The sequence below is a fragment of the Achromobacter anxifer genome (assembly GCF_903652925.1).
GTDB lineage: Bacteria > Pseudomonadota > Gammaproteobacteria > Burkholderiales > Burkholderiaceae_B > Achromobacter > Achromobacter anxifer.
Map to the genome: position 1 here is coordinate 224,419 of NZ_CAHLAR010000003.1, position 15,207 is coordinate 239,625.

Below are 15,207 nucleotides of genomic sequence, written 5' to 3' on the forward strand. Positions count from 1 at the left end.
TCAGTTGAACCGGCCGATGCGGCTGAGATCGCTGAAATTCATCCAGATGAAGAATGCGCGCCCGACGATATTGGCTTCCGGTACGAAGCCCCAGTATCGGCTGTCGGCGCTGTTATCCCGATTATCGCCCATGGCGAAATACTGCCCTTCAGGTACTTTGCAGCGTACCCCATTTCGGCTGTATTGGCAGTTCTCGCGGAAGGGAAACGGCGGCATCGGCCGATATTCCTGCGGCGTTCCTTCATCCAGCAGGATTTTGTGCTCAACTTCGCCCAACTTCTCCTTATATTGCGCAATATAGGAGACACGGTCGGGTTCAAAATAGTCACCGTCCCGCACATGCGGCACCAATTCGCCGTTCACGTAGAGTTTTTTGTCCAGGTAGGCAACTTCATCACCCGGCAGGCCGACCACGCGCTTGATGTAATCGACGTCCGGATCCACCGGGTAGCGAAACACGAACACGTCGCCGCGCTGCGGCTTGCCCACGTCAACAACCTTCTTGTCGATGACCGGCAGGCGCAATCCGTAGCTGAACTTGTTCACGAGGATCAGGTCGCCCGATTGCAGCGTCGGCAGCATGGAGCCCGACGGAATGCGGAAGGGCTCCACCACGAACGAGCGCAGCATGAACACGAACAGGATGACGGGGAAGAAGCTGACGGCGTATTCGATCCACCACGGCACGCGGCGGGCGGCATCGCCCGCCTCGCGGCGCAGCCGCTCGGCTTCCTGGGCGTCGCCGACCAGGGCCGTATCGTATTGCGCCATTGCCGCCTGGGCCCGGCGTTCGCGGCCCTTGCGCAGCACTGCCAGATCAAGCACCCAGATAATGCCGGTCACCACCAGCAAAACAAAAAGAATCAGGGCAAAGTTCCAACTCATCAGCTAACCGCCTTCTTTGGGTTCTATTTGTCTTCCACTTGCAGGATGGCCAGGAACGCCTCCTGCGGAATTTCCACGCTACCCACCTGCTTCATGCGCTTCTTGCCGGCCTTCTGCTTTTCCAGCAGCTTCTTCTTGCGCGAGATGTCGCCGCCGTAGCACTTGGCCAGCACGTTCTTGCGCAGCGCCTTGACGTTTTCGCGCGCGATGATTTCGGCGCCGATGGCGGCCTGGATGACCACGTCGAACATCTGGCGCGGGATCAGCCCGCGCATGCGCGTGACCACGTCACGCGCGCGGTGGCGGGCGTTGCTGCGGTGAACGATCACGGCCAGCGCGTCGACGCGGTCGTTGTTGATCAGCAGGTCCACGCGCACCACGTCGGCCGAGCGGTACTCCAGGAACTCGTAGTCCATCGAGGCGTAGCCGCGCGACACCGACTTCAGCTTGTCGAAGAAGTCCAGCACGATCTCGGCCAGCGGGATCTCGTACACCAGGTGCACCTGGCGGCCGTGGTAGCTCATGTTGACCTGCACGCCGCGCTTGTTGTTGCACAGCGTCATGACCGGACCCACGTAGTCCTGGGGCATGAACAGCGTGACCTTCACGATGGGCTCGCGGATGTCGGCGATCTTGCCGATTTCCGGCATGCGCGACGGGCTTTCCACGGTGATCACGGAACCGTCGCGCTGTTCGACCTCGTACACCACCGACGGCGCGGTGGTGATGATGTCCATGTCGAATTCGCGCTCCAGGCGTTCCTGCACGATTTCCATGTGCAAGAGGCCCAGGAAGCCGCAACGGAAGCCGAAGCCCAGGGCCTGCGACACTTCCGGCTCGAACATCAGGGCGGCGTCGTTCAGCTTGAGCTTTTCGAGCGAGTCGCGCAGCTGGTCGTACTCGGAGCTTTCCACGGGGTACAGGCCCGCGAACACCTGCGGCTTCACTTCCTTGAAGCCGGGCAGCGGCGCGGCCGCGGGCTTGTTGGCCAGGGTGACGGTGTCGCCCACCTTGGCGTCTTCCAGCTCCTTGATGCCGGCGATGATGAAGCCCACCTCGCCCGCCGACAGGTGCGGACGCTGCTGCGACTTCGGCGTGAACACGCCGGTCTGCTCGCACAGGTGGGTGGCGCCGGACGCCATCAGCAGAATCTTGTCCTTGGGCTTGAGCACGCCGTTGATGATGCGCACCAGCATCACCACGCCCACGTAGTTGTCGAACCACGAATCGATGATCAACGCCTGCAGCGGCGCGTCCGGATCGCCCTTGGGAGGCGGTACGCGGGCAACGACCATCTCCAGGATCTCGTCGATGCCCATGCCGGTCTTGGCGCTGGCCAGCACCGCCTGCGAGGCGTCGATGCCGATCACGTCCTCGACTTCCTGGCGGGCGCTGTCGGGATCGGCCTGCGGCAGGTCCATCTTGTTCAGCACGGGCAGCACTTCCACGCCCAGCTCGATGGCGGTGTAGCAGTTGGCCACGGTCTGGGCCTCGACGCCCTGCGAGGCGTCGACCACCAGCAGCGCGCCTTCGCAGGCCGACAGGGAACGGCTGACTTCGTACGAGAAGTCCACGTGTCCCGGGGTGTCGATCAGGTTCAGGTTGTAGACCTTGCCGTCCTGCGCCTTGTAGTGCAAGGCCGCGGTCTGGGCCTTGATGGTGATGCCGCGCTCGCGCTCGATTTCCATGGAATCGAGAACCTGCGCCGACATCTCGCGATCCGCCAATCCGCCGCAGCGCTGGATCAGGCGATCGGCCAGGGTCGATTTGCCATGATCGATGTGGGCAATGATGGAGAAGTTGCGAATATGCTGCATGCTTGAAGTTATAAGGGACGGAACACTCGGCTCTGGGCCGGAAGACACCGCCGCCGGAATACGCACGGCTGACGAGGAAGATGCCAACGGGCCGGGCCCAGGCAAAACGAGGGGGCGCCCTGCGCCCCCTCTTGCGGCAACCAGCCATTTTAGCCGGTCTTGAGCCTTTTTTCTGCGGCGTCCATCCAAGGACGCCGTACTACTTGGATGCCGGCACCGCCACCCACTGCGTCTGGTCGCCGCGGCGGACCAGCAGTCCGGCGGCGCGGCCCTTGTCCAACTTGGCCACGAGTTCGCCAAACTGCTTGGCGCCGGTCACGTCGGTGTCGTTCAGGGCCAACACGATGTCGCCTTCCTGCAGGCCGGCCTTGGCGGCAGCGCCCTCGGCCACCTTGACCTGAACGCCGCCCTTGATGCGCAGCTTCTTCTGCACGTCGGCGGGCACGTCGATCACGCCCAGGCCCAGCGCGTTGGTGACTTCCGGCACCGGCGCGGCGCCCTTCTTGGCGGCGGCGGCCGACTTCTCGGTCGGGATCTCGCCCACCTTGACCGACAGCGTCAGGTTCTTGCCCTTGCGCCACACTTCCATGTCGGCGCGCGTGCCCGGCTTGGTTTCACCCACGATGCGCGGCAGGTCGGACCAGCGCTTGATGGGTTCGCCGTTGAACTTGAGGATCACGTCGCCCGGCTGCACGCCCGCCTGTTCGGCAGGACCGTCCGCTTCCACGCTGCTGACCAGCGCACCCTCGGCCTTCGGCAGGCCGATGGCTTCGGCCACGTCCTTGCCGACTTCGCCGATCTGCACGCCGACGCGGCCGCGCGTGACCTTGCCGGTGGCGCGCAACTGGTCGACGACGCGCATGGCTTCGTCGATGGGAATGGCCAGCGAAATGCCCATGAAGCCGCCGCTGCGCGAGATGATCTGGGAATTGATGCCCACGACCTCGCCTTCCAGGTTGATCAGCGGACCGCCCGAGTTACCCGGGTTGACCGCCACATCGGTCTGGATGAAGGGCAGGTATTCGCCAGTATCGCGGCCGATGGCGCTGACGATGCCCGCGGTGACGGTGGAGTCCAGGCCGAACGGCGAACCGATGGCCAGCACCCACTGCCCCTTCTTGAGCTTCTTCGGATCGCCGATGACCAACGGCGTCATGTCCTTGGCTTCGATCTTGATCAGCGCGACGTCGGTGCGCTCGTCCATGCCGATGACCTTGGCCTTGAATTCACGGCCGTCGGTCAGGGTAACGTAGATATCCGTCGCATCCGCCACCACGTGGTTGTTGGTCAGGATGTAGCCGTCATTGGAAATGAAGAAGCCCGAGCCCACGCCGCGTGGCACGGTACGCTCTTCAGGCTGCTGGGGCGGCTGCGGACGCTGGCGCGAGCCGGGTCCGGGCTGGCCGCCACCGGGCGGCTGGAAATCGGGGCCGAAGAACCAGCGGAACAGTTCGTAGGGATCGTTGCCGCCGCCGGGGCCCATGCCGCGCACCGGCACGGTGGCCGTGGTGCGGATGTTCACGACCGCCGGGTCGGTCTTTTCGACAATGCTGGTGAAATCAGGCAACGCCACCGTCGGCGCCTGGGCGACCGCCGCCGGCACGTAGGCAGTGGACATCATGACGCCAGCCGCCACCGCCACCAGAACACGCCGGAAAAAAGCGTTCGACACCGTCAATGCTTTCATAAGTGTTACTCCGAAATTGCTGCTTGCCGCCGCCGGCCGATCACTTGGACTCGGCGGCGGGCGATCCCGCGGCGGGCGATCCTGTGGCGGGCGGCTCTGCCGCGGGCGCGGCGGGCACATACTCAGTGGATTGCGCCAGCTGCTCCAGCGTCGCCACGGGTACTTCACCCACGGCGGTCAGCCAGAAGTCGGCAATGCGAGTGCCGTAGACAGTGATCGCCCCACGTTGCGCGGCGCCGTGGGGGGAACGGTGGCCGCGCTGGCTGTCGTAGGGCTCGATGAACACGGAAATCGCCGCCAACCCGTCGGACAATACCATCTGATTGACCGTGACGCCCTTGCCCATGGACCGCGCCACCTGCATGACGGCCTTGAACCCCTGGGGCGCCGGGATGCGCCACCCCTGGGCAGCCAGGTCCACCGGCTTCATCGTGGGCTCGAGCACCTTCCAGTCGCGCGTGCTCCAGCGCGACGTCAGCAATTGGGGATCGACTTCCGACCCCAGGCGCAACGAGGTGAAGGACACCTGCTCGACCACGCCGCGGGCGGCGTTCAGCGTCTGGGCCTTCAGCAGCAGATTGGTTTCGACGTCGGCGCACAGCCGGTAGCCGTAGCGCAGCTTGTCCAGCGGCTCGATCGTGATCAGGCGGCATTCCCGCCCGGCCACGCGGTGCAGCGCGGACTCGGCGCGGATCTTGTAGTAATCGGACAGATTCGCCGCGTCCCCCAGCAACAGGCCGGGAAAGCGGTCGCCACGGCGGCGCTCGAGCAGCACGGTCTTGCGCTCGGGGATCAGGCACTGCACGTCTTCGTTGTGGCGCAGGTATTCGCGCGGCTGGCCATCCAGGATCTCCAGGCGCTCGCGCTCGCCGGTGCCGTCCACCACATGCACCAGCCGCGAGGACTGGATGGTCTCGCCCTGCTGATACATGAAAACGCCCGCATAGTCTTGCTTGCGGGCGGCCTGCTGGATGCGGGTCAGCAGCTGGACCACATCATCGGTGGCGGCTGGCGCGGCGTCGGCGGCGCGCGCCGGTTCATGCGCGGCCAGGAAAGCGGTCAGGAGCGTTGCGGCGAACCAGCCGGCGCGGTGGGCCTGCAGCGTTGCGGCCCGGCCCAGCACCGGCCAGCGCGATGGAAGCACCAGGGCCATCAGCGCCCCGCCCCGACGTCAAAGGAGACCTGACGGACCGCGCTGGGGCCCGCCATCTGGCGATGGGCCTCCAGGTAGTCGCGCAGGCCCGCGTCTTCGGCGGCCGAGGCCGGCGAGCTGGCATCGGCCAGCACGCGAACTTCCGTGGCCGGCTCGCCGGTCAGGTAGGGTTGCGCCACCCAGGCAACCGTCGCCACGGCGGCGGCGACAGCCAGACCGGACAGGCCGAGCCGCAATGGCGAGCGGCGCCGTGGCGCCGCAACAATGGGCAATTCCGCGTCCAGCGCCCGCGCCAGGCGGGCCTGGAAGCCCGCGCTCGGGGTCAGCGCCAGATCGGCGTTGCGCAGGGAATCACCGATCAGATGATAGGTGTCCCAGGTTTCGCGTCCTTCGCGGGACAATAAACCTGGAAATATGTCGTCGGATTCTTCTCCGTCCATCCAGGCGGAAACCGATTCCTCCCAGGAGGACTCGGCGATCACAACGGATTTGGCTGCTGTTTGCATGACTGCCACTCCTTACCAGCGACGCTCGGCATCGGTGCCTAGCAACGGACGCAACTTGACGGCAATGGCTTCGCGCGCACGAAAAATGCGGGAGCGCACCGTACCGATAGGGCAATCCATGCTCTGGGCGATGTCTTCGTAACTCATACCTTCGATTTCACGCAGGACAATTGCGGTGCGCAATTCTTCCGGCAGTTCCTCAATAGCCGCGTTCACCGTCTCGGCGATTTCGCGGCTGGCGACCATGGATTCCGGCGTGCTTATATCGGTTAGGTTGTCGGTTTCGTTAAAAGTTTCACCGTCTTCCGTTTCTATCGCATTGGGCGCGCTGGGACGCCGGCCCTGCGAGGCCAGCCAGTTGCGCGCCGTGTTAATGGCGATCCGATACAGCCAGGTGTAGAAGGCGCTCTCCCCCCGGAACTGCGGCAAGGCCCGGTAGGCCTTGATGAAGGCTTCCTGCGCCACGTCCTCGATTTCCGCGGGGTCGCGGATCATGCGGGCCAGCAGGCGGAGAATCTTGCGCTGGTACTTGAGCACCAGCAGGTCGAAGGCCTTTTTGTCGCCTCGCTGGACGCGCGCGACAAGCTCAGCGTCGACTTCGCGCTCGCTCATGAGGCCTCCCGCAGGCTGGCCGCCGGGCGCGCGGGCCGCGTTGCGCCGGCCAGCAGGCACAGGCGCCGCCAGGATTCGGGTCGCAACGTCCGCTGCCAGACGGTGAGGGTGATTGTGCTATTGGTAAAGGCCGTACTCCCGGTGGACAAGGGCAGGAAAGTGAGCGTCAGCCAGCGGGGACCGCGCTGTCCTTGCAACAGCCTCGCGTCCTGCCAGCCTTGCGGCAGGCGCACCTGCCAGCGCCCGGCTCCCGCGGCCGTACGCAATGCGGATACGGGGGACAGGCTGCTCCGTGCCGAGTGTAACAGCCCGGCCAGCGCCAGCAGGAGCGCGATCGCCGCGCCCGCAGCCCATGCCATGCCGTGCCAGGATGCCGCGGTCAACGCGCTGGCGCCGGCCGAGGCCAGCGCCAGGCCGAAAAGCGCCGAGGCGCCCTTCGGTTGCAGGACAGGCACGCGGAACGACCAGCGTCCCCCGAGCGGCTCGTCCAAATCAGACCCGGCGAACGGCCATCGAGCCGTTGGTGCCGCCAAAGCCGAACGAGTTGGACAGGCCCACGTCGATCTTCATCTGCCGCGCCTCGTTGGCGCAGTAATCCAGATCGCATTCCGGATCTTGATTGAAGATGTTGATCGTCGGCGGCGATACCTGGTTGTAGACCGCCAAGGTGGTGAACACCGCCTCGATGCCGCCTGCCGCGCCGAGCAGGTGCCCGGTCATGGACTTGGTCGAATTGACCACCAGCTTCTTGGCGTGGTCGCCGAAAGCCAGCTTCAGCGCATCGGTTTCGTTCTTGTCGCCCAGGGGCGTCGAGGTGCCGTGAGCGTTGACGTACTGCACGTCTTCCAGGTTCAGGCCGCCGTTGCGCAGCGCATTCAGCACGCCGCGGCGCGGGCCGTCCTTGTCCGGAGCGGTGATGTGGTGCGCGTCCGAGCTCATGCCGTAGCCCGCGAACTCGCCGTAGATGCGCGCGCCGCGCTTCTTGGCATGTTCGTACTCTTCCAGCACCAGCACGCCCGCGCCCTCGCCCAGCACGAAGCCGTCGCGGTCGCGGTCCCAGGGACGCGAGGCCGTCTGAGGATCGTCATTGCGCGTCGACAAGGCGCGCATGGCGGCAAAACCGCCGATGCCCAGCGGCGACACGGTCGACTCGGCGCCGCCGGCCACCATGACGTCGGCATCGCCGTACTCGATCAGGCGCGCGGCATCGCCGATGCAATGCAGGCCGGTGGTGCAAGCCGACACGACTGCGTAGCTCGGACCCTTCATGCCGTAGGCGATGGACAGATGGCCGGAGATCAGGTTGATCAGCGAACCGGGCACGAAGAACGGCGAAATGCGGCGCGGACCCTTGGCCAGATACTCGACCTGCGTTTCCTCGATGCGCGGCAGGCCGCCGATGCCGGAACCCACGATCACGCCAATGCGCTCGGCGTTGGCTTCGGTGACTTCCAGGCCGCTATCGCGCCAGGCCTGCATCCCGGCGGCCAGGCCGTAATGGATGAAGGTATCCATCTGGCGGGCTTCCTTGGCCGAGATATAGGTGCTGATGTCGAAGTCTTTGACTTCGCCAGCAATGTGCGTGGTGATGGCCGTGGGATCGAAACGGGTGATGCGGCTGATGCCAGAACGTCCGTTGACGATATTGTCCCAAGCGGTGGTCAGGTCGTTCCCAACGGGAGAAACGATACCCAGGCCAGTGATGACGACACGTCGCTTCACGGATGACTCCTCAAACAGACAAAAGAAAGGCGGTTTTCGGGATGCGCTGCACGTGCGGCCCACGCGAAAGCGGGTCGGGCTTTACTACGCCCTTCCCGCACGCGGACCACACGGCAAATTCCTGAAACCGCCCCGATTTCCCGGTGAACCCCGACGATCGTGTTGGGGCAACCAGAAGGGTATAGGCCTAGCTTACTGCTTGCCGTGCGAATTGATGTAGTCAATCGCTTGTTGCACGGTCGTGATCTTTTCGGCCTCTTCGTCGGGGATCTCGGTCTCGAATTCGTCTTCGAGCGCCATGACCAGTTCGACCATGTCGAGCGAATCGGCACCGAGGTCGTCAAGGAAGGAGGATTCGTTCTTGATCTCGGCTTCGTTGACGCCAAGTTGTTCAGCGACGATCTTCTTGACGCGCTGTTCGATGCTTTCCATGCAGATCTCCAAATGGGAAAAATCCCGCGAATTATAGCCAAGCGCGGAGTTTTGCGACGCCTGGCCGTGACAAAAATAACACCGCGCACTTGTTCTGTCGCCGGAAATGGCGCAGGAAACGGTGTGCGGCGTTTCCGGTTGAACCTCGCGCAGCCGCGCCGGCGATTCCGGCTATGGCCTGGCGGCCTGGGCCGCCTGCGCGCGATTCGTGATTTATTGCATGTACATCCCGCCGTTGACGTGCAGGGTGGTGCCGGTAATGTAACCCGCTTGCGGGCCAGACAAAAACGCCACCGCGTGGGCGATGTCAGCCGGCGAACCCAGCCGGCCGAGCGGAATCTGCTGCAGCAGGGCCGCGGTCTGGTTCTCGCCCAGCGCGCGAGTCATGTCGGTGTCGATGAAACCGGGCGCGACGCAGTTCACTGTGATGTTGCGGCTGCCCAGCTCGCGCGCCAGGGCGCGCGACATGCCGGCCACGCCGGCCTTGGCGGCCGCGTAATTGGCCTGGCCGGGGTTGCCGCTGGAGCCCACCACCGACGTGACGTTGATGATGCGTCCCCAGCGGGCCTTCATCATGTTGCGCAGGACCGCGCGCGACAGGCGGAAAACCGAGGCCAGGTTGGTGTCGATGACCGCGAGCCAGTCCTCGTCCTTCATGCGCATCGCCAGCGTATCACGCGTGATGCCGGCATTATTGACGAGGATGTGGGGACCGCCGCCTTCCTTGCCCAGCGCGTCGATCAGCGCATCGCAGGCAGCGGCGTCGGTCACGTCCAGCACCACGCCGCGGCCGCCGAACGGGGCCAGCGCTTCGGTGATGGCTGCCGCGCCCGATTCCGACGTGGCAGTGCCGACGACCGTGGCGCCGCGCGCGGCCAGTTCCTGGGCGATGGCGCGGCCGATGCCGCGCGTGGCGCCGGTCACCAGCGCGACCTTGCCCTGCAGTTCGATCGAGGTGTTGTCCATGTTCTTAATTTCCGTTGACGGCGGCCAACGCTGCTTCAAGCGAAGCAGGATCGGTGATGGCCATGCCCGTGAGTTCGGGGTCGATGCGCTTGGTCAGGCCGGCGAGCACCTTGCCGGGACCGCATTCGATGACGTGCGTGACGCCTTGCGCCTTCATCGCGCGCAGGGTTTCGACCCAGCGCACAGGATGCCATGCCTGGCGCACCAGCGCATCCCGGATTGCCCCGGGGTCGGCGGGCGATGCCACGTCGACGTTGTTGATCACTTGTATCTGCGGCGCGGACACCGTCACGCCAGCCAGCGCGCCGGCCAGCACCTCGGCTGCGGGCTTGAGCAGGCTGGAGTGGAACGGCGCGGACACCGGCAGCAGCAGCGCGCGCTTGGCGCCCGCGGCCTTGGCCAGTTCGCAGGCGCGCTCGACCGCGGCCTTGTGGCCGGCGATCACGACCTGGGCGGGCGCGTTGAAGTTCACGGCTTCGACGACTTCACCCTGGGCGGCGGCCTCGCAGGCTGCGCGCACCGCGTCGTCGTCCAGGCCCAGGATGGCGGCCATGGCGCCGGTGCCCACCGGCACGGCGGCCTGCATCGCATCGGCGCGCACGCGCACCAGGCGCACGGCATCCTCAAGCGCGAGCGAACCAGCGGCGGTCAGCGCGGCGTATTCGCCCAGGCTATGGCCTGCGACCACGTCCGGCTTGCGCCCGCCCGCGGCGCACCAGGCGGCGTAGAACGCGGCACCGGCGGTCAGCATGGCGGGCTGGGTGTTGGTGGTCAGATTGAGCTGCTCTGCGGGGCCCTGCGCGATCAGCGCGCCCAGGTCCTGCCCCAGGGCCTGCGAAGCCCGCGCCACGGTGTCCGTGACGGCCGCGACGCCCGACCAGGCGTCCAGCATGCCGACAGCTTGAGAACCTTGGCCAGGAAAGACAAATGCGATTTTCATGGTTGACCGTATGGATTGATTCAGTGTCTGTGGGGAATGCCAGGCGCATCCTCCGGTGGGCGCGGCACGAGCCACGCCGCGCCGGAGCGCGCCTTTACACGCGGGCCAGTACCGAGCCCCAGGTGAATCCGCCGCCCACGCCTTGCATCAGGATCAGCTGGCCCGGCTTGACGCGGCCATCGCGGCGCGCGGCATCCAGGGCCAGCGGCACGCTGGCCGCGGAGGTATTGGCGTGGCTGTCGACGGTAACGACGACCTTCTCGACCGGCACCGCAAGCTTGCGGGCCAGGAAATTCAGGATGCGCACGTTGGCCTGGTGCGGGATCAGCCAATCGACGTCGGCAATCTCCACGCCCGCTTCGGCGCAGGTATCGCGCGCGGAACGGTCCAGCACGGTGACGGCCTGCTTGAACACCGCCTGTCCGTCCATGCGCAGGAACGGATCGCCGGTCACGTCGCCATAGGCAACGTTGCCGGCCGCATTGAGGATCTTGGCCTGACTGCCGTCGGCATGCAGTTGCGCCGCCAGGATGCCCGGCTTGTCGGAAGCCTTGAGCACCACGGCGCCGGCGCCGTCGCCGAACAGCACGCAGGTGGAGCGGTCGTTCCAGTCCAGGATGCGCGAGAAGACTTCGGCGCCGATGACCAGCGCGCAACGCGCGCGGCCGGCACGGATGAAGCTGTCGGCGGTGGTCATCGCGTAGACGAAGCCGCTGCACACGGCCTGCACGTCGAATGCCGCCGAGCCCTTGGCGCCGAGGTTGGCCTGCACGATGCAGGCGGTGCTCGGGAAAACGAAATCAGGGGTGGACGTGGCCAGGACGATCAGGTCGACTTCGGCGGCATCCACGCCGGCGTCGGCCAGCGCGCGGCGCGCGGCCTCGGTGGCCAGCTGGCTGGTCGTGACGCCGCGCTCGGCCAGATGGCGCTGGCGGATGCCGGTGCGCTCGACGATCCATTCGTCGGAAGTGGCGATGTCGCGGGTCGCCAGCTCCGCAGCCAGTTCGTCATTCGAAACCACGCGTTCCGGCAGGAAGCTGCCGGTGCCCGCGATCACGGAATATTTCATTGCGGTATCCATCAAGCGGTGTCCCCAGCCGCGTCGGGCGAAGGCGCCAAAGGGCCCTCGCCGGATTGAACGCGCTTGGTAATCTGAGCGACCGTCTGAGCGGTACGCTCCAGCAGTTTACTCACTACGGCTTCACGGGCACGCTGCAAGGCAAAACCATAGGCGTATACGTCCGCGGAACCATGGCTCTTGATGACCACGCCGCGCAGCCCCAGCAACGCGGCGCCGTTATAGCGCCGGTTGTCGACGCGCGTGCGCAAGCGGTTGAGCACCGGCTTGGCCACGGCGCCGGCCAGCAGCGTGATCAGATTGCGTTTGAACTCTTCGCGAATGACGCTGGACAGCATCTTCGCCAGCCCTTCGACGGACTTGAGCACGACGTTGCCGACGAAGCCGTCGCAGACGACGACGTCGACCGTGCCCTTGAATATGTCATTGCCTTCCACGTTGCCGTAGAAGTTCAGCGGGCTGGCGCGCAGAAGCTCGGCGGCTTCCTTGACGACTTCGTTGCCCTTGATGACTTCTTCGCCGATGTTGAGCAGGCCCACGGAGGGACGCTCGCGATGGTCGACCGCCTGCGACAGCGCGGCGCCCATGATGGCGAATTGAAGCAGGTGCTCGGCCGTGCAGTCCACGTTCGCGCCCAGGTCCAGCACCGTGGTGGCGCGGCCCGTCTGGTTCGGAATGGACGTGGCGATCGCGGGGCGGTCTATGCCGTCCAGCGTCTTGAGCACATAGCGTGAAATGGCCATCCACGCGCCGGTGTTGCCCGCGGAAACGCAGGCGTCGGCGCGCCCGTCCTTGACGGACTGGGCGGCCAGGCGCATGGAGGAGTCTTTTTTGCGGCGCAGGGCGACCTCGACCGGGTCGTCCATGGTGACGACCTCGGAGGCCGCCACGATCTCAATGCGATCGCGCGCCACGCCGCGGTGCTCGGAGAGCGCCGCTTCGATAGCGTCGGGAAGCCCGACCAGCAATAGCCGGGTATCCGGAAATTGCCGGGCGAACTCGATCGCAGCCGGAATCGTGACGGGCAGACCGAAGTCTCCGCCCATACAGTCTATGGCGATGCGTATCACGGGTGCCAGGTATCAGCGCTCAGCCGAAATGGTCCGAGTACGAGTTCGGCCCGGGGGCCTTATTCGTCGGCCTTGGTCTTCAGGACCTTGCGGCCGCGGTAAAAGCCGTTGGGGCTGATGTGGTGACGCAGATGCGCTTCGCCCGTGTTGGGTTCGATCGCGGTCGGCGGGTTCACCAGAAAATCGTGCGAGCGGTGCATACCGCGCTTGGACGGGGACTTCTTGTTTTGTTGAACGGCCATGATGACTCCTAGAAACGGGGCGCATTGTACGCGATGCGGCCCGATGTTGATCTCAATCTTTGTGCTTCAGTTGTTCCAGCACCGCAAACGGCGACGGACGCTTGACAGCGGGCTCCTCGGGAGGAGCTTCGCTGACCTTGGCCAGCGCGCCCGGGCATACATCATGCTTGGGCACATACGGAACGCTCAGAATGAGCTCATCTTCGATCTGGGCCAGCAGATCAAAATGATGCGAACCCACCACCTTTTCAGGCAGGTTGGACACAAAACCATTTCCTTCCTCGCCCTCGTCGTCCTCGCTGGACGGATCCCCATAGGAAACGTCGTCGTCGAGATCGGCTTCGGACTTGACCAGCTGCAAAAGGACTTCGCTGTCTATCGGATACACGAACGGTTCATTGCACCGCTGGCATATCAGCACCGGATTCGCCTGCACATGGATGTGCAAGAGCGGCCGGCCCATCAAGAGGCCGGATTTACCCATTTCGCCGCGCACGGACCAGGTCACGAGTCCGGCATCGCCCTGCGGTTGTTCGGGTAGCCCGTCAACCACGCGCGTAAGCCGCACAAGAGGTATGGTTCCTTGCGCTTCCTTGCCCATATGGGCAAATGCGTATGCATCGATGCGCTTGATGTTCAGTCCTTTGCATTCGCGGAACTGTTCACGGGCTTGCGCCACCCATGATTTTGCCTGGACCGTCGAGCTTGCTTGCGCGGCCAGTCATGCAAAAATCCCGCAAAACGTTAGATAATACTGTGACTTAAGCATTAACGTCAAATAACGCATGCCTTCCAAGCCCAACCTGATCCTCGCGTCCAGCTCGCGTTACCGCAAAGAACTGCTGTCCCGCCTGCGCCTGCCCTTCACGGCAATTTCCCCCGATGTAGACGAAACGCCACACCCCGGCGAAACGCCCGAAGCGCTGGCCTTGCGCCTGTCAGTGGCCAAGGCCATGGCGGTCGCGGTCAGCCACCCCGGCAGCATCGTGATCGGCTCGGACCAGGTGGCCACCGTGGACGGACAGCCCATCGGCAAACCGGGGGATTTTCCGCGCGCCCTGGCGCAATTGCGGGCCCTGTCGGGTCAGATCGTGGAATTCCACAGCGCCCTGGCGGTCACGGACGGCCAGCGGGTGGAAAAAGCCGACATCGTTACGCGCTGCCGGTTCCGCCAATTGTCGGACCGCGCCATCGAGGCCTATCTGCGCGCCGAGGAACCCTACGATACCGCAGGCAGCGCCAAGGCGGAAAGCCTGGGCATCGCCCTGATGGAAAGCATCCAGAGCGACGACCCCACCGCCATCATCGGCCTGCCGCTGATCGCGCTGACTGGCATGCTGGCCGGTTTCGGCCTGGATCCGCTGGACGCCCCCGGAGCGCCCGAATGAGCGGCGCCCTGCACCTGATCCCGGTCGGCCTGGGCGAGGCCCCACCCGAGCGCTGGCTCCCCGCCGAGGTCCGCGTCCTGGCCGGCCGGCTGGACACCTACATCGCCGAAAACGCCAAGACCGCCCGAGCCTTCCTCAAGCTGATCGGCACCACCCGGCCGTTGCAGGAAATCACCATCCACACCCTCAGCGACAAGGTCGACGCCGCCCAGATCAAGTCCTGGCTGGAACCCGCGCTCAAGGGCGCGGAAATCGGCTTGGTCTCCGAAGCCGGTTGCCCAGCCGTCGCGGATCCGGGCGCCAAGGTGGCGGACGCCGCCCACCGGCTCGGCATCGCCGTCAAACCCTGGGTCGGCCCCTCTTCCATCCTGCTGGGCCTGATGGCCAGCGGCCTGGACGGCCAGCGCTTTGCCTTCCACGGCTATGCACCGGTGGATCCGACGGAACGCGCCAAGCAGCTGCGCGCCTGGGAACAGCATTCGGCCAAGCACAACCAGACCCAGCTGCTCATCGAAACGCCCTACCGCAACGCCGCCATGTTCGCCACCCTGCTGTCCAGCCTGAAGGGCGACACCAAACTGTGCGTGGCGCGCTCGGTCACGACGGCCGACGAATGGATCGTCACTCGCAGCGTGGCCGATTGGAAAAAGCAGCCCGCGCCCGAGCTCGACAAGCTGCCCACGCTGTTTCTCTTCCTGGCGCGGTAGAC

The 15,207-nt window shown here is 65.2% G+C and carries 17 protein-coding genes; 2 read left to right on the forward strand and 15 right to left on the reverse strand.

Annotation, left to right across the window (positions count from 1 at the left end; translation table 11 throughout):
* The 15 genes from lepB to HWY37_RS10365 form a co-directional block, all read right to left on the reverse strand.
* Positions 1-885: a signal peptidase I gene (gene lepB / locus HWY37_RS10295; protein ID WP_175209282.1), complete on the reverse strand. Its 885-nt coding sequence runs from the start codon at positions 883-885 to the stop codon at positions 1-3.
* Positions 886-908: 23 nt separating this feature from the next.
* Positions 909-2,702 carry a translation elongation factor 4 gene (gene lepA, locus HWY37_RS10300; protein WP_175209281.1) on the reverse strand — a complete coding sequence of 598 codons (1,794 nt, stop codon included), beginning with the start codon at positions 2,700-2,702 and terminating at the stop codon, positions 909-911.
* 199 nt (positions 2,703-2,901) lie between these two features.
* Entirely contained in the window at positions 2,902-4,389 is a 1,488-nt protein-coding gene (locus HWY37_RS10305; protein ID WP_176088578.1) for a DegQ family serine endoprotease, read from the reverse strand.
* A gap of 40 nt (positions 4,390-4,429) precedes the next feature.
* Entirely contained in the window at positions 4,430-5,542 is a 1,113-nt protein-coding gene (locus HWY37_RS10310) for a MucB/RseB C-terminal domain-containing protein (RefSeq protein WP_176088579.1), read from the reverse strand.
* Positions 5,542-6,048: a sigma-E factor negative regulatory protein gene (locus HWY37_RS10315; protein ID WP_175209278.1), complete on the reverse strand. Its 507-nt coding sequence runs from the start codon at positions 6,046-6,048 to the stop codon at positions 5,542-5,544. The genes HWY37_RS10310 and HWY37_RS10315 overlap by 1 nt, the downstream gene beginning before the upstream one ends.
* Before the next feature lie 12 nt (positions 6,049-6,060).
* The gene (gene rpoE / locus HWY37_RS10320; RefSeq protein WP_175209277.1) at positions 6,061-6,660 is read right to left on the reverse strand and encodes an RNA polymerase sigma factor RpoE; all 600 of its coding nucleotides are present in this window, start codon (positions 6,658-6,660) and stop codon (positions 6,061-6,063) included.
* Positions 6,657-7,151, reverse strand: coding sequence for a hypothetical protein (locus HWY37_RS10325; RefSeq protein ID WP_246302252.1), 495 nt, complete (start codon positions 7,149-7,151; stop codon positions 6,657-6,659). The genes rpoE and HWY37_RS10325 overlap by 4 nt, the downstream gene beginning before the upstream one ends.
* A gap of 1 nt (position 7,152) precedes the next feature.
* A complete protein-coding gene (gene fabF, locus HWY37_RS10330; protein WP_175209276.1) occupies positions 7,153-8,382 on the reverse strand; it encodes a beta-ketoacyl-ACP synthase II in 1,230 nt (409 codons plus the stop codon).
* 192 nt (positions 8,383-8,574) lie between these two features.
* Positions 8,575-8,814 carry an acyl carrier protein gene (gene acpP / locus HWY37_RS10335; protein WP_003813816.1) on the reverse strand — a complete coding sequence of 80 codons (240 nt, stop codon included), beginning with the start codon at positions 8,812-8,814 and terminating at the stop codon, positions 8,575-8,577.
* Between the two features lie 213 nt (positions 8,815-9,027).
* Complete coding sequence (gene fabG, locus HWY37_RS10340) at positions 9,028-9,780, reverse strand: 3-oxoacyl-ACP reductase FabG (RefSeq protein WP_175209275.1); 753 nt, start codon at positions 9,778-9,780, stop codon at positions 9,028-9,030.
* Between the two features lie 4 nt (positions 9,781-9,784).
* Complete coding sequence (gene fabD, locus HWY37_RS10345) at positions 9,785-10,720, reverse strand: ACP S-malonyltransferase (protein WP_176088580.1); 936 nt, start codon at positions 10,718-10,720, stop codon at positions 9,785-9,787.
* Between the two features lie 94 nt (positions 10,721-10,814).
* Positions 10,815-11,801 carry a beta-ketoacyl-ACP synthase III gene (locus HWY37_RS10350; RefSeq protein WP_175209273.1) on the reverse strand — a complete coding sequence of 329 codons (987 nt, stop codon included), beginning with the start codon at positions 11,799-11,801 and terminating at the stop codon, positions 10,815-10,817.
* Positions 11,801-12,868 carry a phosphate acyltransferase PlsX gene (gene plsX / locus HWY37_RS10355; RefSeq protein ID WP_175209272.1) on the reverse strand — a complete coding sequence of 356 codons (1,068 nt, stop codon included), beginning with the start codon at positions 12,866-12,868 and terminating at the stop codon, positions 11,801-11,803. Before plsX ends, HWY37_RS10350 begins: the two co-directional genes overlap by 1 nt.
* 59 nt (positions 12,869-12,927) lie before the next feature.
* Positions 12,928-13,110: a 50S ribosomal protein L32 gene (gene rpmF, locus HWY37_RS10360; protein WP_013392223.1), complete on the reverse strand. Its 183-nt coding sequence runs from the start codon at positions 13,108-13,110 to the stop codon at positions 12,928-12,930.
* Positions 13,111-13,162: 52 nt separating this feature from the next.
* The gene (locus tag HWY37_RS10365) at positions 13,163-13,711 is read right to left on the reverse strand and encodes a YceD family protein (RefSeq protein WP_217481321.1); all 549 of its coding nucleotides are present in this window, start codon (positions 13,709-13,711) and stop codon (positions 13,163-13,165) included.
* Positions 13,712-13,895: 184 nt separating this feature from the next.
* On the opposite strand from HWY37_RS10365, the gene HWY37_RS10370 reads away from it, so the two are divergent.
* Together HWY37_RS10370 and HWY37_RS10375 are read left to right on the forward strand one after the other, a co-directional pair.
* Positions 13,896-14,498, forward strand: coding sequence for a Maf-like protein (locus HWY37_RS10370; protein ID WP_175209271.1), 603 nt, complete (start codon positions 13,896-13,898; stop codon positions 14,496-14,498).
* The gene (locus HWY37_RS10375; protein WP_175209270.1) at positions 14,495-15,205 is read left to right on the forward strand and encodes an SAM-dependent methyltransferase; all 711 of its coding nucleotides are present in this window, start codon (positions 14,495-14,497) and stop codon (positions 15,203-15,205) included. Before HWY37_RS10370 ends, HWY37_RS10375 begins: the two co-directional genes overlap by 4 nt.
* Positions 15,206-15,207 lie beyond the last annotated feature (2 nt).

Bases quoted from the DNA above. Each gene is read 5' to 3' on its own strand.
- HWY37_RS10305 (WP_176088578.1), bottom strand. From the start codon at position 4,389: ATGAAAGCATTGACGGTGTCGAACGCTTTTTTCCGGCGTGTTCTGGTG.
- fabD (WP_176088580.1), bottom strand. From the start codon at position 10,720: ATGAAAATCGCATTTGTCTTTCCTGGCCAAGGTTCTCAAGCTGTCGGC.
- rpmF (WP_013392223.1), bottom strand. From the start codon at position 13,110: ATGGCCGTTCAACAAAACAAGAAGTCCCCGTCCAAGCGCGGTATGCAC.
- HWY37_RS10315 (WP_175209278.1), bottom strand. From the start codon at position 6,048: ATGCAAACAGCAGCCAAATCCGTTGTGATCGCCGAGTCCTCCTGGGAG.
- HWY37_RS10350 (WP_175209273.1), bottom strand. From the start codon at position 11,801: ATGGATACCGCAATGAAATATTCCGTGATCGCGGGCACCGGCAGCTTC.
- HWY37_RS10370 (WP_175209271.1), top strand. From the start codon at position 13,896: ATGCCTTCCAAGCCCAACCTGATCCTCGCGTCCAGCTCGCGTTACCGC.
- HWY37_RS10375 (WP_175209270.1), top strand. From the start codon at position 14,495: ATGAGCGGCGCCCTGCACCTGATCCCGGTCGGCCTGGGCGAGGCCCCA.
- lepA (WP_175209281.1), bottom strand. From the start codon at position 2,702: ATGCAGCATATTCGCAACTTCTCCATCATTGCCCACATCGATCATGGC.
- HWY37_RS10365 (WP_217481321.1), bottom strand. From the start codon at position 13,711: ATGGGCAAGGAAGCGCAAGGAACCATACCTCTTGTGCGGCTTACGCGC.
- acpP (WP_003813816.1), bottom strand. From the start codon at position 8,814: ATGGAAAGCATCGAACAGCGCGTCAAGAAGATCGTCGCTGAACAACTT.
- lepB (WP_175209282.1), bottom strand. From the start codon at position 885: ATGAGTTGGAACTTTGCCCTGATTCTTTTTGTTTTGCTGGTGGTGACC.
- rpoE (WP_175209277.1), bottom strand. From the start codon at position 6,660: ATGAGCGAGCGCGAAGTCGACGCTGAGCTTGTCGCGCGCGTCCAGCGA.
- HWY37_RS10310 (WP_176088579.1), bottom strand. From the start codon at position 5,542: ATGGCCCTGGTGCTTCCATCGCGCTGGCCGGTGCTGGGCCGGGCCGCA.
- fabG (WP_175209275.1), bottom strand. From the start codon at position 9,780: ATGGACAACACCTCGATCGAACTGCAGGGCAAGGTCGCGCTGGTGACC.